At 69.4% G+C, this 19,489-nt stretch carries 23 protein-coding genes; 2 read left to right on the plus strand and 21 right to left on the minus strand.

Annotated elements, in window-relative coordinates; translation table 11 throughout:
• Positions 1-2: 2 nt before the first annotated feature.
• The 3 genes from ACBJ59_RS10535 to ACBJ59_RS10545 form a co-directional block, all read right to left on the minus strand.
• Complete coding sequence (locus tag ACBJ59_RS10535) at positions 3-146, minus strand: hypothetical protein (RefSeq protein ID WP_375109962.1); 144 nt, start codon at positions 144-146, stop codon at positions 3-5.
• Between the two features lie 66 nt (positions 147-212).
• Positions 213-581, minus strand: coding sequence for a hypothetical protein (locus ACBJ59_RS10540; RefSeq protein WP_375109963.1), 369 nt, complete (start codon positions 579-581; stop codon positions 213-215).
• Positions 581-976, minus strand: a complete 396-nt coding sequence (locus ACBJ59_RS10545; protein WP_375109964.1) for a hypothetical protein — start codon at positions 974-976, stop codon at positions 581-583. Before ACBJ59_RS10545 ends, ACBJ59_RS10540 begins: the two co-directional genes overlap by 1 nt.
• A 162-nt stretch (positions 977-1,138) precedes the next feature.
• Here ACBJ59_RS10545 and ACBJ59_RS10550 point away from each other — a divergent pair, with 162 nt between their 5' ends.
• Complete coding sequence (locus tag ACBJ59_RS10550) at positions 1,139-1,927, plus strand: DUF4352 domain-containing protein (protein ID WP_375109965.1); 789 nt, start codon at positions 1,139-1,141, stop codon at positions 1,925-1,927.
• Here ACBJ59_RS10550 and ACBJ59_RS10555 read toward each other — a convergent pair.
• Genes ACBJ59_RS10555 through ACBJ59_RS10570 form a run of 4 tightly spaced genes read right to left on the minus strand, consistent with a single transcriptional unit; the run spans position 1,920 to position 9,812 of the window.
• On the minus strand, positions 1,920-2,093 hold the full coding sequence (locus ACBJ59_RS10555; protein WP_375109966.1) for a hypothetical protein: 174 nt from the start codon (positions 2,091-2,093) through the stop codon (positions 1,920-1,922). The genes ACBJ59_RS10550 and ACBJ59_RS10555 overlap by 8 nt on opposite strands.
• Entirely contained in the window at positions 2,086-5,142 is a 3,057-nt protein-coding gene (locus ACBJ59_RS10560) for a hypothetical protein (RefSeq protein ID WP_375109967.1), read from the minus strand. Before ACBJ59_RS10560 ends, ACBJ59_RS10555 begins: the two co-directional genes overlap by 8 nt.
• A gap of 4 nt (positions 5,143-5,146) precedes the next feature.
• Positions 5,147-6,334, minus strand: coding sequence for a hypothetical protein (locus tag ACBJ59_RS10565; RefSeq protein WP_375109968.1), 1,188 nt, complete (start codon positions 6,332-6,334; stop codon positions 5,147-5,149).
• A complete protein-coding gene (locus tag ACBJ59_RS10570) occupies positions 6,327-9,812 on the minus strand; it encodes a hypothetical protein (protein ID WP_375109969.1) in 3,486 nt (1,161 codons plus the stop codon). Before ACBJ59_RS10570 ends, ACBJ59_RS10565 begins: the two co-directional genes overlap by 8 nt.
• 27 nt (positions 9,813-9,839) lie before the next feature.
• Between ACBJ59_RS10570 and ACBJ59_RS10575 the strand changes: the two genes are divergently transcribed.
• Positions 9,840-10,091 carry a hypothetical protein gene (locus ACBJ59_RS10575; RefSeq protein WP_375109970.1) on the plus strand — a complete coding sequence of 84 codons (252 nt, stop codon included), beginning with the start codon at positions 9,840-9,842 and terminating at the stop codon, positions 10,089-10,091.
• Here ACBJ59_RS10575 and ACBJ59_RS10580 read toward each other — a convergent pair.
• The 14 genes from ACBJ59_RS10580 to ACBJ59_RS10645 all read right to left on the minus strand — a co-directional run bounded on the left by ACBJ59_RS10580 (position 10,082) and on the right by ACBJ59_RS10645 (position 19,489).
• Positions 10,082-10,540, minus strand: a complete 459-nt coding sequence (locus ACBJ59_RS10580; protein ID WP_375109971.1) for a hypothetical protein — start codon at positions 10,538-10,540, stop codon at positions 10,082-10,084. The genes ACBJ59_RS10575 and ACBJ59_RS10580 overlap by 10 nt on opposite strands.
• Positions 10,541-11,095 (minus strand): hypothetical protein, encoded by a 555-nt coding sequence (locus tag ACBJ59_RS10585; RefSeq protein ID WP_375109972.1) that lies wholly within the window; start codon positions 11,093-11,095, stop codon positions 10,541-10,543.
• Positions 11,095-11,370, minus strand: a complete 276-nt coding sequence (locus tag ACBJ59_RS10590; RefSeq protein WP_375109973.1) for a hypothetical protein — start codon at positions 11,368-11,370, stop codon at positions 11,095-11,097. The genes ACBJ59_RS10585 and ACBJ59_RS10590 overlap by 1 nt, the downstream gene beginning before the upstream one ends.
• A 2-nt stretch (positions 11,371-11,372) precedes the next feature.
• Positions 11,373-11,696, minus strand: a complete 324-nt coding sequence (locus tag ACBJ59_RS10595; RefSeq protein ID WP_375109974.1) for a hypothetical protein — start codon at positions 11,694-11,696, stop codon at positions 11,373-11,375.
• A gap of 35 nt (positions 11,697-11,731) precedes the next feature.
• On the minus strand, positions 11,732-12,151 hold the full coding sequence (locus ACBJ59_RS10600; RefSeq protein ID WP_375109975.1) for a hypothetical protein: 420 nt from the start codon (positions 12,149-12,151) through the stop codon (positions 11,732-11,734).
• Positions 12,151-12,594, minus strand: a complete 444-nt coding sequence (locus ACBJ59_RS10605; RefSeq protein ID WP_375109976.1) for a hypothetical protein — start codon at positions 12,592-12,594, stop codon at positions 12,151-12,153. The genes ACBJ59_RS10600 and ACBJ59_RS10605 overlap by 1 nt, the downstream gene beginning before the upstream one ends.
• Before the next feature lie 9 nt (positions 12,595-12,603).
• Positions 12,604-13,050: a hypothetical protein gene (locus ACBJ59_RS10610; protein ID WP_375109977.1), complete on the minus strand. Its 447-nt coding sequence runs from the start codon at positions 13,048-13,050 to the stop codon at positions 12,604-12,606.
• Positions 13,051-13,124: 74 nt separating this feature from the next.
• Positions 13,125-13,520, minus strand: coding sequence for a hypothetical protein (locus ACBJ59_RS10615; protein ID WP_375109978.1), 396 nt, complete (start codon positions 13,518-13,520; stop codon positions 13,125-13,127).
• Positions 13,521-13,527: 7 nt separating this feature from the next.
• Positions 13,528-14,454: a hypothetical protein gene (locus ACBJ59_RS10620; RefSeq protein ID WP_375109979.1), complete on the minus strand. Its 927-nt coding sequence runs from the start codon at positions 14,452-14,454 to the stop codon at positions 13,528-13,530.
• 21 nt (positions 14,455-14,475) lie between these two features.
• Positions 14,476-14,856 (minus strand): capsid cement protein, encoded by a 381-nt coding sequence (locus ACBJ59_RS10625; RefSeq protein ID WP_375109980.1) that lies wholly within the window; start codon positions 14,854-14,856, stop codon positions 14,476-14,478.
• A gap of 3 nt (positions 14,857-14,859) precedes the next feature.
• Positions 14,860-16,617: a phage protease gene (locus tag ACBJ59_RS10630; RefSeq protein WP_375109981.1), complete on the minus strand. Its 1,758-nt coding sequence runs from the start codon at positions 16,615-16,617 to the stop codon at positions 14,860-14,862.
• A gap of 98 nt (positions 16,618-16,715) precedes the next feature.
• Positions 16,716-18,770 carry a hypothetical protein gene (locus ACBJ59_RS10635; protein ID WP_375109982.1) on the minus strand — a complete coding sequence of 685 codons (2,055 nt, stop codon included), beginning with the start codon at positions 18,768-18,770 and terminating at the stop codon, positions 16,716-16,718.
• The gene (locus ACBJ59_RS10640) at positions 18,760-18,984 is read right to left on the minus strand and encodes a hypothetical protein (protein WP_375109983.1); all 225 of its coding nucleotides are present in this window, start codon (positions 18,982-18,984) and stop codon (positions 18,760-18,762) included. Before ACBJ59_RS10640 ends, ACBJ59_RS10635 begins: the two co-directional genes overlap by 11 nt.
• Positions 18,985-19,255: 271 nt before the next feature.
• Positions 19,256-19,489: a hypothetical protein gene (locus ACBJ59_RS10645; RefSeq protein WP_375109984.1), complete on the minus strand. Its 234-nt coding sequence runs from the start codon at positions 19,487-19,489 to the stop codon at positions 19,256-19,258.

A 19,489-nucleotide genomic window follows, 5' to 3' on the forward strand; every position in this document is an offset into this window, starting at 1 on the left:
GGTCACCTCAGTTCACCCCGGTAGATGCCGTCTGCGTCCGGCTCGCCGAACCGCTGCTCGAGCACCTGCTCTTCGTCGGCCTCTGTCGGGCCGGGCTCGCGCCGGTTGACGCGGGCCACGACTAGTTCGGCTTCGTTCTGCCTCATCGGCGCCCCTTCCTTTCATCGGTAAGGTGTTGGGCCGCGCCGAGGTCACGGCCTCTTATGGCCCGCTCAGGGGCTGTCGTCGGGAACGCTCACCGGCACCAGACCAGCCCGGGTGATCTGGTCGCCCCACGCGCTGATGATCCGCTCCTGTCGGTTGACCTTGCGTTGCAGCCTGCCGATCTGCACCGCCTGCTGGTCGATCTCCCGCTGCATCTGCTGCGCCTGACGCGTGAGCTCCGCCTTCATGCCAGCGAGGGTGGACTCGTAGAACTCTTTGGCCCGGCCGAACGCCCCTGCCTCGATCTGCTGGAGCGCCACCCGCTCCTCGGAGTCGGTCTTCCTCATCGCCGCCTTGGTTGCCGCCCGCGCGGAGAACCATGCTCCGACGATGCCGGAGAGCCCTACGACGATCGCGACCACGACGCTCGAATCCATCACACTCCTCGGCGAGGTGGTTCCTGCCAGCCGGCGATGACTTGCACGAACGCCGCGAATGCCAGCCAGACAGCGGCGGCGACGTAGCCGCGTGGAATCTCGCCGAACATCCATCCGAGGAGTTGTGTCAGCCCCCACACGACTTTGAGCGCGGAGGCGGCGGCGAATGCCACCCGGTCGGTGACAACGAATGCCTGGATTGCGCACAGGCCTCCGACGCAGGCCCAAATGCTGGCCCACGTGGAGAGTGGCATCAGCGAATCAAGGAACAGGTACGGGCCGTTGGGTGGGGCGGTGGTGAGGCTGGCGGCGTAGATGATGTCGAGGAGGGCGAAGAAGAGGAGGGCGGCTCCGCGTCGGCCGACACGCTGTCGGAGCGCCTGGAGGTGTCGCACGTCGCCCCTCTTCCTGCCGGTGGGTGTGCCGCCCGCTCCCAGCACCCTCGACGAGCGGGCGGCACGGCACTGGGGTGTCCGCATCCGGACAGGTGATCTTTGCCAACCGGGCGCATGCTTGGAACGTCCCACAGCGTCCGCTCACATCTCTGGAGTCGCACCATGGGCTATCCGTCCCAGCCGCAAGACCCGTACGGTCAGCAGCCCCCATCTCAGCCCTACGGGTACAGCGGCCCCCAGCAGCCCGGGTACGGCTACCAGCCGCCCACCCCGCCGCCGCCTCCGAAGCGCAGCAACCTTGGGCTGATCCTCGCCCTCGCGATCGGAATCCCGCTTCTGCTGCTCGGCGGGTGCGCCGCCGTGGTGCTGGTTCTGGCCGACTCCGGCGGCCGGGAGAGCATCGTGACCGAGGCCGACTCGCCCAACATGACTGTGCCGTCCCGGGCGCCCGGCTCCAGTCCGCCGGCCGCCGTCGAGAACACAACCGCGCCGCCGCAGCAGCAGGAACAGTCCGAACCGGCGCAGCAGGAGCAGCTCACGGCCACGGTCGGCGGGTCGATCACTTTGGAGGGCATGGACCCTGGGCTGAAGATGCAGGTGACCGTGACCCGCGTTGTTGACCCGGCCACGGGCGACCAGTTCTCGAAGCCTCAGACGGGTAACCGGCTCGTTGCCGTCGAGTTGACGTTGGCGAATGCCGGTGACGCGGTGTACAGCGACTCTCCGACGAACGGGGCGATGCTGATCGACGGTGAGGGCCAGCAGTATCGGACGACGTTCCGCACGGTGCAGGAGGGGCAGTCGTTCGGCGGCTCGGCGACGATCAACAAGGGGGATTCGCGCAAGGGTGTGATCGTGTTCGAGGTTCCGGAGGGTGCGAAGTTGGCGAAGCTGCAGTTTGGGTTGGACAGTGGTTTCGCGAAGCAGAAGGGCGAGTGGACGCTTAGTTGACCGCGTCGGCGCGGAGCTTGTCCAGTTCGGCGGCGAGCTGGTCGCGTTCGGCCATCATCTGCTGGGCGAGCGCCTGCCACTGGGCGGCCTGATCCAGCGCGGCGTTGCGCTGGTCGGCGATGGCCTGGGCGACCGCTTCGACGGGGACGGAGAGCTGGTTATCCACGGGACTCCTTCGGGATTGCGTACCGGTACGGGCCGTCCCCGTACACGTCGATCTCGTCGCGGCGAGGCTCGACCACCATGTCCGCGTCGGCGCGGATCGCCTTCACCAGCCAGGTGACGCGCAGCCCGGGCCCGCCGTGAATCATGAACTTGCCGTCCTGTGGGTAGGTGGCGGACGCGTTGCGGATCCCGTCCGAGCATGTGTTGACGGCCACGTACCGGCCGTCCTTCTTCGTGAGCGCCTCGAAGTAGCCGGGCAGTTCGACCACGGCGCACCCGTCGCCGTCGAGCACGGTTTCGCCCCAGTACTCGACGCCTGGTACTGGACTCTCGGTGCAGGCGTGCACCAGATAGCGGTCCGCGTGAACGGGGTGGTCGATGACGAACGACTTGATCGACGCCCCGTCCACCCTCCAACCGGCGTCCGTACAGGTGAGGTTGTGGTCGTTCGCCGACGAGGCGATGCCGCGCCAGTTGAACCTGATCTCGTCGTTCTTCAAGAACATCTCGGACTGGTAGTCGCCGCCGGACGTGGACCGCATCTGCGCTGCGTAGAAGAAGTTGGGGGCGACCTGGTAGACCGATTTGTCGTTGGTGATGGAGTCGGTGGACGACTCCGCATACATGGTGACGTTGTTGTTCGTGGCGGGCTGGCTTTGGATGCTGGCGTAGTTGGTGCCCGTCGCAGGGGCGAAATAGATGGACGGCCAAGGCGATCCGGTCGGGTTGAAGATGATCCGGTTGCCGGAGAACCCAGTGGAGATCTGGCCAACGAACGTCGGCGCCCCGGTGGACGCTGGGATGTTGACCGTCTGCTGGTTGCTGCTGTTGTAGGCGTAGAAGCCTGTCCCGTCCAGGTGGATGCGTGATCCGGACGCCGCAGATCGGATCTCAAACGAGCCGTCCACGTCGAGGTGAACCGTTCGAGTGCCGCCTGCATCGAACGCCTGGAAGCCAGTGACGGTGGAGAAGTCGAATCTGGCCCCGGTCGTCGCCGACCGCAGGAAGAAGACGCCGGTCGGCGCCAGGCTGACCAGCTGTGTTCCGGCCGCGTTGAACATCTGGACGCCGTTGGTGTTCATCTCGACGCGCTGGCCCGTGTCGGCCGTCTTGATGCGGGCGCCGAGCACGATGTCGGCGTTCAACGTCCCGGCCAGCAGCTTGGACACGGTCAGGTTCGAGATGTGGGCGTCGTCGATCAACTGGGCGGTCGCCGTCACCGCGCTCGACGCCGCAGACCGGTTACCGGCCTCATCCACCGCAACCACCCTCACCCATCGCGCCGTCGTCTCCGCCACCGGAACCGTGCCCACCGCCGGAATCCCGGCGGCGATCATCCCCGCGCGCGCGCTGACCGAGCCCTTCAACGTGGTCGAATCCGCCGTGAAACCGGCGGTCGCACCCACATGCACCTCAAGGTGGTGCAAGTCCAGTTCCAGGTTGTAGGTGCCGCCCGTGCTCTTGCCGAGGGTGTGCGTGATTTGCACGGCGATCAAAGATCCGGCCACTGACGGCGGCGCCGGAGTGGACGGGGCGATGGTGTCGGCGTTGGTTTGCTCCGTCTGCGTCACGCTCCACGCGCCCTGGTTCCCGCTGGAGTCGACGGCGCGGATGCGGAAGTCGTAGTCGATGCCCGGCGTCAAATCCTGGACCATAGCCTGAAGGTCGCCCCACGGCGCGTACGCCGTCTGCCACTCACCGGCGGCCGGGCTGACCGCGTACTGCACCTCGTAGTGGTCGCCGTCCAGGATCGTCGACCCGTCCACGTTCAACGGCAGATCCCAGCGGACCAGCATCCGCGCGCGCGTACTGCCGTCGCTGCCCAGGTAGACGCCCGACTCGAACGGCAGATCCCACGACACCACGCCCGGGATCGTCGAGTCGGGTATCGGCCTGGGCCCGACCGGCTCCACGCCGCCGTCCGACAGCGCACGCAGCAGGTCCCCGACCGTGACAGTCGTCTCCCCGCCCTCGAACTGCACGTACGGCGTCAGATCCAGCCAGCCGCCGTCCTTGTCCCGGTACGCGACCGTCATACCGCGCCGCACAGGCCAGCTCGCCCCGACCATCCGCAACCTGATCGGATTCAGCCGTTCACCACGAAACGTGACCTCGACACCCGGATCCACCAGACCGGACTCCGGATCGTAGACGTACGCCCAATCGCCGATCGCGAACGCGCCGCTCACGTCGTAGTCGTCAGTGGTCAGCGTCATCGCCGCGCGCGGCGTCACATACTTGCCGAGCTGGTAGTCCGCGCGAGCCTGAGCATTCCCCGGCGCGGTCGTAGACTCCGAGATCACCCGCACTCGCCGCACCAGCTGGCCGCGCAGATCACGGTACGGCACAGCAGGATTCGTGGCCGTGGCCGTCGCGATCGCCGTGCCCTCACCCTCCGCCAAGAGGATGACCTTGCTCGTCCAGTCCTTGACGTCCTCCGCGACGCCCATGTCCCCGCGCAGGCCGTGAATGGTTAGGTCATCGCCATCCGTATGACGATTCGGACGACGCCGGACGATGACGGTGTCCGGCACCTCGTTGTACAGATCCTCCGCCAGGCCGGCATCCAGTTCGGCGCGGTTGTTCACCCGCCACTCGGCGTTCTTCGACTTGCAGATGAAGTCGACCGCCTTGCGCTTGGACTCGAAGACGTGCGTGCCGCTGTAGGTGCCGGGCACTGAGTAGAGGGTGCCTTCGATGACGTCGGTGCCGGCGCCCAGGATCTCCCGGATTGCGTTCGGGAACGTTTCGCTGGTGATGACGACGGGTGTCTCCAGGACGTCGCCTTTGCCGTCCGAGTCGGCGAGCCACACGTTCATGCCCTGGCCGGACACGACCTTGCGGATGTGATCGACCGACTTGCCCATGACGACGCCGACGTACCGGGCCATGTCGAGCAGCTCGTCGCCGTACTGGGCGGGTTCGACGCGGCCCGGGATAAAGGCGATGTGGCCGAAATAGGCGATCTGGTCGAGTACCGTCTTGGGGGTTTCGTCGATCAGCTCGATGTTCCACGAGCCGAGTTCCATGAGCTTCTCGTTGACGGGCACGGCGTCACCTCCTCACGGCCGCGACGACCTCGGGCAAGGCGCCGATGTAAGCGTCCCTCAGGTTGGTGGCTTGGTCGCCGCTGACGGCGCCGGAGCCGCCGGCCACGACGCCGAGCCAGAAGTCGAGCGCCGTGTTCGACGTGCGCGTCAGGCCTCCTGAGGCGTGCGGGTCGAAGTTGCGTGCGCTGCCCGCGATCACCCGGTTGCCGTCGCCGTCGTTCGTGCTCCGCACCACGTAGCTCGTGGAGTCGGTGAGCGTCTCCAACGTCGCCAGGTAAACGGACAAGTTGCCGGAGTCGCCGCGCTGCAGATAGCCCTCCACGAACCGGGAGCCCCGCCGCAACGTCAAATCCAGGTATGCCCGCCCGACCGGGGATCGGGCCACCGTGAGCCGCACCGTGCAGCGCTCCAAGTCGTTTTGCAGCACGCTGGCCGAATCCCACGAAGTGACCTGCGCGCCGCCGACATCCACCCACCACGCTTTCGGCCGCCACGCGCCGCCCGTGAAGGCGGCCACCTCCAGCGTGCCGGCCGAGGCCAGCGGGCGGACCCGTACGAGGCCGTTGCTCAACTCCCACTGGCCGGCCTGGAGCGGGTGCGCCGCCCCCACCCGCTCGACGCCGGCGTTCAACACCCGCACCCGGCCCCTGAGGTAGTCCTCCACCGGGCAGCCCCACCGCGGCGACACCCCAGCCGGGACTCCGCGGTACACGGTGATGATGCCGTCCGCTGAGGCGCGGGTGAGGATGCTGGGCAGGGTGGCGCCGGTGTAGTAGGCGTAGTGCCCAATCGGCGGGGCACTCCAGCGCTCGCCGGTAAGCGAAAAGTCGTTGGCGCGGACGGCGCCGGCCAGCCGCGATTCGAGGTCGACGTCGCTGTCGGGGCCGTGCCGCTGAAGGCTGATCTTCCAGGCGATCTCTGTGATGCCCTGCCGTTTCCGGTCTTTCACCTCGCCCGACGCCGAGCTCACGGTGTAGTAGCCGTTGCGTTCCGACTTCTCCTCGAAGACCACGTTGACCAGGCCGCCCTGCCCGCCGAGCACGCCGTCGAAGCGGTCCCACGTCTCCTGCCGGGTGAGCATCGGGCACACTTCGACGCCCTCGATGTGCATGCTCCACCCCTGATACGCGCTCTCCGTGAAATGCTGCGTCTCCCTGAGCACCAGGCGGCCGAGCTGGAGGCTGCTAGGCATTCGCGTACTCCTCCTCCTCCAGCTCGCGGATCGCCTCGCGCAGCCGCTCCACCGTCCGCCGGTACGACACGGGGCTGGTCGGATCGAACACGCCTTGCAGGTTGAGGTTCTCGATCACAATGGTGCGCTGCCCGGCCACGACGCCAGGCGGAGACGCCGCCGCGCCGAACGAGCCGGCGAAGTCCGGCGCCGGGCTGGCCCCGCCCATCGTCGCCAACGGCACGTTCAACCCCGCCCCGAGCGTCGATGCTCCGGCCTTCAGCACGCTGTCGAGCGCCCCAGTGACCGCCGCCCGCTGGCCCAGGATGCCCTCGGCCAAGCCCGCCATCATCGACGCGCCAGAGTAGGTAACCCAACCGCGCCCCGAAAACGGACCCTCTCGCGCGGGGCTGAAGGGGAACAGGTCGCGGATCCTGTTGAGGATGTCGGCGGCGGCGTTGTAGGCGTCCTGCAACTTGCTGTACAGACCGTCGATCAGCCCTTGCACGACGCTGCGCCCGGAGTCCCACAGCAGGCTGCCGAGATTCCCCAGGGCGCCAGTGATGCGGCCGGGTATGCCGCGGATGGTGCCGAGCATGTCGTCGATCTTGCCGCTGACGGCCGTCTTGATCTCGTTCCACTTGTCGGAGACGAACGTCTTGAGCCCGTTCCAGATGTCGGACCACTTCTGCCGGATCTGGTCCAGCACGTCGGCGATCTTGGTCTTGATCTCGTCGATTTTCGCCGCGATCGCGTTCTTGATCTCGTGCCACTTCGCTTGCACCCGGTCAACCAGGGTGCCGAGCCACGCGCCGATCATCTCGGGCAGCCGGCCGAACCACGACACGATGTCCCCGACCCACTGCACCCCCTTGCGGAACCAGTCCGTCATCCCGTTGATCAGATCGGGGATGATGCTGTGCCCCACGAGGACGTCGTACATCCGCTGGAAGAACCCGATGAACCGCTCAATGTGGGGTGCCACATCCGCCACCAGCTGGGCCAGCACGATGCCCATGCGGGTGAACTCCAGCGACATCTTGGCCAGCTCGGGCAGCATCGGCAGCAGCGCGGGCAGGATGTCCTCGACGAACTTGACGGCGAAGTCCGCCAGCAGCGGGATCAGTGGCTTGAGCTCCTCGGCGAGCCGCACGAACGCCGGAATCAAGCTGTCGATCATGGTGGGGATCAGGTTGAGGATCGGTGGCAGCAACTGTGTGATCAACGCGGCGCCGATGTCTCCGAACGCCTTATAGACCGGCTCCATCAGCGGGATCAGCAGATTCAGGGCACGGGAGATCGCGTCAAGGGCGGGCGCCATCGCCTCACCCAGCGCCTTGACGAGCGGGCCCAGCGCGGCGCTCAGATTCGTCACCGCGCCGCCGAGCAACTGCAGCAGGATGCCCGCAACCTGCGTGATGATCGGGATCAGCGGTGCTGCGGCGACCAGCAGGTCGGAGATGCCCTTGCCCAGCGCGAGCAGCCCGTTCTGCACCGCCTCGGTCCCGAACGCCTTGGCGAGGTTCTCGGCGATGGCGACCAGGCCGGGCCCGAGCGCGGCCAGCGCCGGCCCGAGTGCGCGCAGCGCAGCCCCCAACGCCGGGGCGAGAGCGAGAGCGATCTTCGCCACCTCGGGGACGACCAGCGCCAGCGCGTTGCCGAGCTCGCCGAACATGTCGCCGATCGCCGCGCCAAGCGGCTCCAGAGGGCCGATCGCGGTCACCATGCGGCCGAACGCCTCGACCATCCCCACCAGGCCGGGACCCATGGCCGCGATCCCCTTGCCCAGCACCGTGACCGCCTGCGCCAGCACCGGCCCGAGCGCGGTCGCCACCTTGGCCGCTTCGGGGGCGATCGCGGCGATAGCGCCACCGAGTGCCGCGATGACTGGTGTCAGCGCCCGGCCCACAGCGTCCAACGCCTTGAACACGGTGACCAGCACCTCTTGGCCCTGCGCGCTGTTCACCCACTCGTTGAACTTGCCGACAAGTTGCCCGAGCACGCCGAGCGCCCCGGTCCCGGCATCCCGGGCAGCGCCGAAGACGCCGGTCAGGATGGCACCGAGATCCTTGGCGACCCCGCCGAGCGCGATGAGGACCATGCGGGCGTTGTCCATCCACGCCCACGCCTGGCCCGACTCGGCCACCCGAGTCATCCACTCGCCGAACTTCGTCAGGTTCTCCGCCAGGCCTCCCGACAGGCTGGCCAGCCACGACGAGCCGACCGTGCCCAGATCGAGGAACCCTTTCAGCAGCGGCTGAAGGGCGTCGTTGACCGCGGCGACCAGGCTGCGCGTGTTGGCAAACACGCCGCCGAGCCGCGAGATGGTGCGCTCCGACGTGCCGAAGTCGAGGAACCCGCGAACCAAGGTCCCCATCTCGGACGCCAGCCCGCTGATCGCGGGCTGCAGACGGAGAACGCCCTGCAGCCACCGATCCAGATGGCCCGAAAGCTCTGACAGGAAGGTGCCCTGCACCTCGGCCTGAAACTCGCGGAGCCGCTGCGCGACGGTCCAGAACTCGCGGGCGAACGTCTTGCCCGCTTCGGACAGGTCAAGGATTTCGGTGGCGAACTTCTCGTAGTCGCCGGACAGCGCAGCCGACATGACGTCGCCCAGCCCGGCCGTGGCCAGCTTCCACGTCGTCATGGCCGCAGCCCCGGTCAGCAGCACCCCAGGCAGCGCGGCCAGCAGCCCAGCCGCGGGCGCCAGCTCGGCGGCGAGCACGGTCACGAAGCCAGCCGACGACGCCGCGGCGGCGCCCAGCCCGGCTATGCCGGCGGCCACGCTGCCCGCCACGGCGGCCGTCGACCCCAGCCCGGCCGTCAGCTTGCCCAACGACGGCAGCATCGTCTCCAGCGCCTGCCGGCCTACCTCGCCCAGCCGGCGCATAGCGTTGCCGAACCCGTCGGAGTCCCGGACGCCCTGCTGCATTCCGCGGCCGAACCCGCGGGAGAACCCGCGCCCCGACTCCTCGCCGGTCGCCTCCGCAGTAGAGACGAACCGGCCGCGCTCGTCATGCCAACGCCCGAGCGCGTCCTGCGTGTACCGCCTGGCGAACGCCTGCCCGGCCGCCGACCCGGCCTCGTCGCCGATACGGCGCCCCGCTTCAACGAACCGCCCCGAACTGCCGGCGAAGGCGACCGAGCCTTGGCCGCCCATCTCGTTGCCGAGCTCGTGGCCGCCAGCCTTCCCGGCGTCGCCGCCGATGTCGCGTCCCACCTTGACGAAGGTGTTGCCGTCGTCGCCGAGCTGGACGGCGCCCTGCTCGGCCATGCCGCGGCCGAACGCCTCGCCCGCCGCGCTGCCGGCCGCCTCGCCGACGTCGCTGCCGGCGGAGGCGAATCGGCCGCGCTCGTCCCGCAGCCGGGCGGCGGCCTCTTGCGAGAACTGCTTGCCGAACTGGTCGCCGAGCCCGGCGAAGCCCTTCTCGACGTCGGGCTTGAACCGGTCGGTGAGTGCCCTGACCCGGACGTACGCTTCTGCCAGCGGGGTCGCCATGACACCCCCCGGCAGCGTTTCGTGTGGGTGTCAGCGGGCGAGAGAGGCGACGATCCGCCGCCGCTCCTCCGGGTCCTGCTCTGGCGCAGGCGCCGTCGCGGGCCGCGCAGGAGTGCCGTACAGGTCGTCGAGGGCGGCGTGGGCGTCCGGCTCGACCTCTTTCAACTGCCCGGCCAGCACGAGCAGCGCGGTCGTCTGGACGGTCTGCTCCCGCCAGTCGACCCAGCATGCGTGGATGACGTCGAGCAGGTCAGCCAGCGGCAGGTCGGTCAGCCGTAGGAGACCACCGGCGGAGTCTCCTCCACCGGCTTCTCCTCCACGGTGGCCTTGGAGAAGGAAACGACCGTCACAGTAGCCGGGGCGTTCGGCGGCCCATCGGAGGAGTCCGAGGACCTGCCGGTAGGGCGGCCGGTCTTCTCCTCGCTCTCCTCGGCGGCGAGGTCACCGATGATGCTCAGCAACGTTTCGCCGTCGGTGCCGTGCTTGCGGCAGTGGGCGCGGAACCGCTGATACTCCGATTCGCCGAGCAGCGCGTGGTAGATGTCGGCGATGATCGCCCCCGCCCGGGGGTCCTGGGTGTCGGTGCCGAGGGTGGCCAGCCGGGCGAACTCGGACAGGTCCATGACGCTGACGGAGCCGTCGCCGGTGAAGGTGACGCCGTCGATCTCGAACTCCAGCCGCGGCACATCCGTGTTCTGCCGGCGGCCCTTGGAGGTGTAGGAACGCATCTACGCGGCCCTCGCCGTCGCCATGATCGCCTTGAAGCTTTTGGCCAGCGCCGGGCGTTCCAGCTTGAACTCGCAACTGATGGTGGCCTTGGCGGCGCCCTTCGCCCGCGACATCTCCATGGAGCCGACCTGCAAACACTTGCGGTACACCCAGCGCTCGGTGTGGTCCTCGGACTCCCAGCCGAGCATCGTCCGCACCTCCTCGCCCAAGTCGGGCGGCTCGAACGTGACGATCCCCGTACCTGCGACGATGCTGCCGCCGTTCAACGCGCGCTTCAGGTTCGCCGCGGTGATCTCGGCCAGGGCCATGCTGAGGGACAGTTCGCGGGAGGTGAGGGCGACCGCGATCGGGTCGAGCTCTTCGGCGACCTCAACGTTTTCGGAGTCGACGCTGTAGTTGAACGTCGAGCCCTCATCCGTGTAGCCGAGCTGAATCCAGTTCGTGGACACGCTCGCCCACGGCGTGACCAGGTCGGCGGGCTCGGGCGTGCCGAGCACCGCGATGTACAGCGAGCCGGGGCCCAGGGCCAAGTTGGCGGGATTTCCGCGAGCCATCAGGCGTCACCCTTTCCTTCGGTGGTGGCCTGGCCGGTGGGGGTCTCAGGCTCGTCGTTGCTGGGCTTGGCGGGCATCTCGTAGCCGTCCGGGGCGCGGACCTGGTCGTGCCAGCCGTGCTCGTCGACGTGGCCGGGCGGCACGTGGTCGCCCGGGTTGAAGGCGCGGGCGAACTGGCTGCCGCCGATGAACAGCGGCGCGGTCGCGATGTAGTACGGCGGCGGCTCCTGGCCGGGCGTCTTGTCGCCGGTCTGCTTGCTGGTGCGGGCGGCCACGGTCAGGACGCCTTGAAAACGCCGACGGTCAGCGACGTGACGCCGGAGTAGGTGATGGCGCACTGCCCGTCCGCCGCCGCAAACAGGCGCGGTACCGGGATCTTCCAGCGTTCCCCGGCGGGCACGATCACCGCCCGGTCCGCGATGGCCAGCCCCTCGTAGAGGCCGGGCGTAACCAGGGTGATCGTGATGGGGGCGCCGGAGCCGTTGAGCGCTTCGAGGAAGACGCCGTCGCCGGCGGGGCAGGTGTCGCCGCCGCCGGCCGCGGCGACGAGGGTGGACGCTGAGCCGCCAGGCACCAGCGTCTGGAGGGTGAGAGCCGCCATGAAAACCTCCAGGTCAGGGCAGGCGGGAGAGCGTGTTATTGCAGGTAGAAGCTGCTGTCGACGAGGTATTGGTATTGCTCGCGGTCGCTGTCGTGGTTGTCGACGAGCAGGGGGCCGACCACGTCGTCGGCGACCAGAAACCGGTGGCCGTCAACGGCGGCGGGCGTGCCGGTGAGGGACGTGACAGCGTTGGCGTAGGCGACCGCCGCCAGTTCGGCGGCCTCGTCGGTGCCGGCGTAGATGGAGGCGGAGATGCGCGGGCTGTCCAGGACGTCTTCGGCGACCAGGTCGGCGGCGCGGCCGATCCGGGACAGCAGCACGTACGCGCCTTGGCCGGGGGAGCGCGGATGCTGCCGGAACGCGCCCAACGCGATCGGACGGCCGGGGCCGACCAGGTCGGGTTGTGCGGTGATCCAGGCGCGGACGATGGTGACCGCGGCCACATATCCGGGCATCAGGCGCCGCGCAGGTCTTCGAGGGCCGGGCGCAGGTGCGGGTACGGCCTGGTGCCGGGATGGTTGACTTTCTTCGCGAAATGCACCCGGCCGTCGGAGCCGATCCAACGCAGCCAGCCGTTCGGGTTGCGCGGCCGGATCACGTGAGCGCGCGTTCCGACCTCCATGAACAACCCGACGGGCTCACCATGGACCGTGCGGGCGGGGCTGGAGATGTCGCGGTACTGGCCGATAGGGTCACGCCCCCGGTCCCACCGGATCTTCGACTTGGTGTAGCCGGGCGGGCGGCCGTCGGAGCCTGCCGCGGAGACGGGTGCGCGCCGTTGGGCGCCGCGCTTCACCTTCTCGCCGAGGACGTCCATGTGGCGGCCGACCGGCCCCTCATACGATTTGAGCAGCCGGAACACTTCGGGCTCGTTCCACACCCAGGTCACGTCCGCCACCGCCGCCTCCTATAGGGGGTAGTCGCCCCACCAGGGCGGGTCGGGCATCGCCCACACGGGCAGCAGGGATCCTTCGGTGCCGGAGCCTTGGTCGTTGACGGCGTCGATCAACCGCTGCAAGGCGGCGTCGGCGCGGGTGTTCAACTGCTCGTACACGCTGACGTCGGCTTGCCGGTCGGGGTAGGCGAGTTCGATCGTGGCGGCAGCCCTGAGCGCGGCCGCGTCCGTAGCCATCCCGGGCAGGAAGGTGGGGGTGGCCGGGAGGGTGCCGCCGATGGCGGCGAGCACTTCGCGGCAGGCGGCGTTGATGTGCCGTTGGGCTTGCTCCCCGGTCGGCGTGGTGGACGCGTTGAACGTCCCCAAGAGGGTGTCGTCGCTGGGGGTGTCCTTGTCTCGGGTGCGGGTGGGGATGTGGTCGGCGACCTGCTCCAGCAGCGGCGCCCAAGCTTCAGCCACCACCCCACCCCTCTCGCGTTTGTGGTGGCCTGGCCGGCGGCGACAGGGGAGGCCCGCCGGCCAGGGCCACGCCTTTACTGCTGCTGACGGACGTACCGGCCCAGCAGTTGGTCGCGGGTCAACTCGGCCAGCGCCTCGGGGGTGCCGTCGCCGTTGGCGACCCCGTAGGCGATCAGGTCGGCTTTCGATGAGCGGGAGTTGACCGTGGGGACGCCGTCGCCGGGCGGCGACTCTGCCGGGTCCTGGCCGCCCTGCGCGGGATCCTGCCCAGCCTCAGACTCGGCCTCGGGCTCGGATCCGGGCTCGTCGACGGCACGGATCATGCCGTTGGCGAGCAGATGGTCGAGCTTGTCCTGCGGCACACCGTCGGGCAGGACCGCGTCCTTGTAGAAGGTTCCGAGGGCGGGCCCGGCCGCGGTGACGGTGGGGATGTGGACGACGCACGGCGCCGTCACCTGGTAGAAGGTCACAGCAACCTCACGTGCCGGTGATCTTGCGGCCTGCGCCGGGCTCCTGCACGACCGGCACCGTCAGGCGGCGGCCGCGCAGCTCCCAGGTGTCGCGGCTGCCGAGGCGTTCGGTGGCGACCTGGACGGCCATGTCGCCCACCGTGTAGCCGGGGTCGGCTTCGGCTTCGTCGGCCATGCCGCCCAACTGCTGCGAGTCGAGCACCCACACGTCGTCGGACGGCAGCGCCGAGACGGGGGCGACCACCACGGTCAGATCGTCGATGACGTCGATCTTCCCGGTGTAGACCGGGTTGTCCGTCGTCTCTCGGCGCCGCAGGTTGGCGATGTTGGGGTCGGACGCCATGTACGCGTACTTGGTGGACGACAGCAGGATCGTGTCGGGCATGTAGCCCTGGTTGAGGTCGACGATCGCAGCCTTCGCCAGTTCGATGTCGCGCAGGATCGTCGCCGTGGTGGCGTTCGACCAGACGGCGGTGGCCGCGCCGGACGCGGTGACCGCCGAGCCGACCGCCGACATGGTGATCGAGTCGACCTGCTTGATGATGCTGTTGATCACCTTGCGGAGCGCCCTGTCGAGAGCGTCCCCCATGTACACCGACCGCTTGAGTTCCTCGTCGGTCAGGTCGACGGCCTGACCCCACTTCTGGATTGCGGCCACGGCGGCGGTGCCGGTGCCGGGCACGTCCTTCGGGTAGGTGCTGCCGGGCGAGACGGACTCGACCGGGCGGGCGTTGACGATCGGCTCCGACACCTCGTACATGACCGCGCCGCCGCTACTGCGGAAACGCTGGGTGAGGATCTGGTCGGAGACGAACCGCAGGTCGGTGAAGGTGCGCAGCCGCCTGCGGATGGCGGTCGGCTGCTGCAGGAGGCGGCTGATCGTGAGCAGATCGCCCGAAAGGCTCGGGGGTGCCGCCGGGTAGGTACCAGGCATGTCCTGACGTCCTTTCGGGGGTTAGCGGCCGATCCAGCGGCACTTGTTGCCGCCGGTCGCGGTCGAGGTGGCGGTGCCGATCAGCGTGCCCGCGGCGGCGAGCGTGGCGAGCGTGCCGGAATCGACGCCGCCCGCGGCGGCGGAGGCGAGCGCGGCACCGGCGGTGACGCCGGCCGGGGTGGTGGTTTCGTGCATGACGCCGGTCACGGGCCACACGGTGACTCGCTGGCCGGAGGTGGCGTCGTGGGCGGCGACGCCGACGATGGCGCCGTTGGCTCCCGCGGTGGGGGCGACGGTGCCGACGCCGGACGCGAACAGCACCTGGCCGCCGACGATGGTGGCGGAGGCGGTCATGGAGAACGGCTCGGTGCCGCCGTAGTAGACGGGCGCGTAGTCAGCCATCGGTTAGCCCACCTTCCTGGAGAAGAGGCCGTCGAACTCCGACTCGGTGTCGGAGGTGTCGGGGTCGCCGCCGGGCTCGCCCAAGTCCTCGAGCGGGACGAGGCCGGGCGCGAGGGAGGCGAGCATCTGGCGGGTGCCGTCGGGGTCGGCGGCCCACGCCTGCTGCCAGTGCTCGCGGCGGGCGGGCAGCGTCTTGCCTGCGCGGATGGCGTCTTCGATGGCGCGGTCGCGGTCCTCGGTGAGCTGGCGGGCGCGGGCGGCGACGCCCTGCTCGGCCTTCTCGCGCAGGTCTGCGAGGGTGGCTTCGTCGACGGCGACGGTGCCGGGCGGCAGCGACGCGGCGACCGGCACAGGCGGCTCGACCGGCGCGGGCGGGGCGGTCAGTTCGGCGAGCGTCTCGTCGAGCTTCGCCAGGATCGCGGCCTCGTCAGCGTCGGCTTCGAGGCCGAGCCGCTCACGCAGGCCCTCGTCCAGAGCCATGGATGCTCCTTCGGGTGGTGGGGTGGGCCCCGCGGCCGGCTCGACCCGGGGAGAATCAGGGGCGGCCTTCGCCGCCGCGGACGCGGTGTCGCCGGCGAGCTCGAGCAGAGACTCAGGCGGATCCTCGTCCAGCTCGTTGCGGTAGAGGCCGACCAGCTTTTTGGCGGCGGCCTTCACGTCGTCGGCGGGCACATCCTTGAGCTGGCCGATCCGTCCGGCTGCGGCGTGCACGGCGTTGCGGTTGAGCGTGCCGCCGGGCTCGCGCACCGGCAGCTTGCAGTCGGACTTCGATTCGGGGTCGCCGTCGTGGGTGTGGATGAGGCAGGCGGCATGCCACTGGGCGACGTCGTAGTCGGCCTGCGTAAAGTCCGACCATGCGGTGTCCGATACGGCGGCCGCCAGGGCGGGGCGGGGGCCGGGCCTGGATTCGGCGCGCGACGCGAACACCAGCACCGACGCCGCGGCGGCGGGCGTGCCGTCGCCGGGCACATCCTCGTAGCGGATCTTCACTTCGACCTTGTCACCGAAGGTGAAGCTGTCTTCGCCGTCGACTTGGACGGGCACCCGGTAGTAGCTGTCGGACGTGTCGTCCACCACGATGAGCTGCAGCGGGGAGAGCTGCATTTCGCAGATCCACTCCTGCCAGGGGGCGTGCTCGTAGTAGGCGCGGCGCACATCCTCGCTGGACACTCCGGCGGCGACCTGGGCCGGTCGCGGGTTGGGCATGACAGCTCCCTTGCTGGCGTGGATGGTGACGACGACCGGCTGGCCGGTGCCCACTTCGGCGGTGACCTGGTAGAGGGCGGCCACGTCCTGCAGCGACCGGAGGGTGCCGACGCCGGGCGCGACCACGCCGAGCAGGGCGACGGCGCTGATCACGAACGGGTGGGTGTGGCCGAGCTGGCACGGCCAGTCGAAGTACGCTTCGATGCTGCGGTCGGGGTATGCGGAGGGCAGGATGTCGGCGAGCCAGCCGGGCATGCCGACGTAGTCGCCGACGATGGTGTGGCCGGAGTCGGCGAGCGCCATGTTGTCGATCCATCCGACTGCGGGTTCGCCGTCCCACCGCATGCCGCGCTCGTCCGGGTCCGGTTCGGAATGGCCGAGCTTCAACACGGGCCGTCGGATGGCGGGGCAGTCGAGGGCGCCGACCGCGGCCGCCAAGTCGTCGCGGCTGAACGTGACGGTGCCGGTGGACAGATTCCACTGCCCGGCCTGCACGAGTTCGACGCCGTGCACGGCCGACAGCGGGGATGCGGCCGGCACGGTCAGGTCGGCCATCAGGTGAGCCGCAGTATGAGGAGCACGAGGATGGCGATGGCCAGGATGAGCAGGACGATGCCCAGTGCGCGTTCTGCAGTCATCGGGGTCAGGCCTCCTTACGGCCAGATGGCGTAGACGGTGCCGCGGCAGCGGATGCCGCCTTGGCAGTGGATGTAGGAGCCGGTCCCGTATGCGGCTTCGGCGGCGGCCAGGTTGTCGAAGGTGGTGCCGTCGATGTCGCGGCACGGTTCACAGGTTCCGGAGTCGAGAACCTCCGACGCGTGCAGGCTGGCCTTCGGCGCGGCATGAAGGACGGCGAACCTTCCGGACGCCTGCGCCTGGGAGAGGGCGGCGCCGAGTTGGTCGCGCAGGAACCGATCCGAAAGCGAAGTTAGGAACGTCACCACCGCGGCGGCCAACATCGCGGACGTAGCCCCGGGCACGGCCAGGCGCAGCGCTTCGCGCGCCGCGGCGCCGGCCAGCCAGACGGCCAGCAGCGTGGCGATCACGGTGGCGACCGCGCCGAGGCCTTCCTCATCCACCGGCGGCGGATCCACCTGGACGCCTTGCGATGCTGCTTCGGCCGCCATCTGCTCGCCCGCGGTTCCGGCCAGAGCCACCATGGCGGCGGCCAGGAGCGTCGCGGCCACGGCGCTGTCGAGAGTGAGCGTGCTCAGCGCTTCGATGTCGCCGTCTTCGAGCGCCTGCCCGATCTGCTCGCCCAGGTCGGTCCGCCACGCCTCGCTGATGTCCTGCCAGTCGGCGAGCAACCCGTCGAGGGTGTTCTGCCAGGCGTCTTGGATGGCGGCAGGGTCCATGCCGGAGGCGTCTTCAGCCAGGGTGAGTTGGCGTCGGACGCCCTCCTCGGACGTGGCAGCCCGGGCCCGGGTGGTGCGGCGTCGGCGGGGGCGTGACGCCGCCTGCGTCTGCGCCGGAACCGGCGAGGGAGGCGGCGGGCTGTCGGCGCGGGCGGGCAGCTTCCACGCGTTGCGCACGTACGCTTCGAGCTCGGCGTCGGGGGTGATGGCGCCGGACCGGATCAGTTGGTCGAGCGCTTCGGCGGTCACCTCCTGCCGGGAGCCGACGTCCTGCACGACGATGCGCGGGGCGGGCTCGGTGTCGCCCCAGTTGTAGTCGACCAGCTGGGTGACGATGCCGGGGATACCCGGGACGCCGGAGGTGGCGGTGTCGGCGATCTCGTCTGCGACCGCCTGCAGCGACAGCAGGAACAGGTCGAGGAAGGAGGCTCCGAGCGCGCGGGATCCGTTGCTGGTGTCGCCCAGGTCCATGAGCCCGGCCAGCGCGGAGCGGGACATCTGCTGGTCGAGGTAGTGGATGTAGGCCATCGCGTCCGGGGCGCTGCCGGTCATGCCGGTGATGTTCAGTTTGAACCCGGCGGGCAGGCCGACACCGGACTGGTCGCCGACCCGCATGGAGCTGGCCAGCCGTTGCGCTTCGATGATCTGGGCGGGGATGGCGCCGGGCGGCGCCTCCACGTTGGGGACGCCCATGCCGAAACGGCGGATGCTGGTGGCGTGGACGCGCCAAATTTCGTGCTTGAGCAGCCACGCGCCGTAGGAGGAGCGCAGCATGGACCGGCCCGCCCAGTTGGCGCCCTCGCGTTCCCGGCAGTACCAGACCAGCCGGTCCGCGCTGATCGGCTTGGAGCCGGGCACCAAGTCCTGTTGGATGGATTCGATGGTGCCGTCGCGGCGCAGCTGGATGTCGCCGATGGTGTGCGGCAGCCGCTCCCCGAGGTTGACGAGGCGGGCCATGCCGTCGCGGATCTCGTAGCGGCGTTCGAACGGCATGAACCCGTAGGTGAGCGCGCCGAGGGCGAGCCGGATGTGGTCGGCCCAGCGGACGCCGCGTCGCCTCGCCGGGCCGGGCTTGTTGTCGGCGCCGAGGATGGGCAGGCCGAGGTCGTCGGCGACGACTTGGACGACCTGGTCGCGGCACCCGGCCGGGTCGACCGCCCACGTGGCGCGGCGGATGGGGAGGGTGTAGGCGGCGAGGACGGCGGTGAGCTGCGGGTCGTAGCGCATCCGCGCGTACGTTTGAACGGATTGCGGCCAGATCAGGTCGGGGATGGTTTCGAGCCATTCGCCCAACCAGAGGCCGAAGGAGGCGTCGAGGTGGCCGAGATCCCTGGTGGGGGCGCTAGCCGCCATCGGTGGCCCCCTTGTCGAATTCGTCGGCGGCGGAGCGCAGCAGTTCGGCGATGCCGTGCCGGAATTCGGCGTGGTCGACGTGGAAGTCGACGTGCCACAGCCCGGCCGCGTCACGTCCCGCCGGGGTGGCGATAAGGGGTAGATCTACGGCGCCGAGGTCGGCGATGCTGCTGCCGATGTGCAGGGTGACGGGGACGGCGGCGGGCTTGGCCATGGCGATCACCCCGCTTCGTCGTCGTTGTTGTTGTGCTGGCCGTCTCGCCGCTGCGGGTTGGCGAGTGCCCCGCCCAGCGCCGGACGCCATCCGGCTTAAAAGGCGCATCCGGCCAGCAGCCGGAAGGGCGCGAACGAGACAGCCAGCAGGTTCTCAGGTGAGCGCGGATAGGTCAGCGAGCGCCTGCGGCCAGGACTCGAACCGGATGCCCCGGTCGTCGATGTACGCCACCGCTGCGAGTTTCCGGTTCGTGACCAGCAGGGAACCCATGTCATTCCAGAACGGCCCGTCGTGGCCGATCCGGCATGGCATCCCGCGATTGATCAGCCACTCGGCCACGTCCTCGACTGTTCGGGTCGTGAAGACGAAGAACTGCGTACTCCTTCATGAGCGAGCGCAGAGCATCGAGCGCGCCCGGCACGGGCTCGTCGTAGATGCTGCCGTCGTGCCAGCCCTTCCCGTACGTGTGGATCACGCCGTCGAAGTCCACCGCAATCGTCGCCAT

It is taken from the genome of Nonomuraea sp. MTCD27 (assembly GCF_041950495.1).
Classification (GTDB): domain Bacteria; phylum Actinomycetota; class Actinomycetes; order Streptosporangiales; family Streptosporangiaceae; genus Nonomuraea.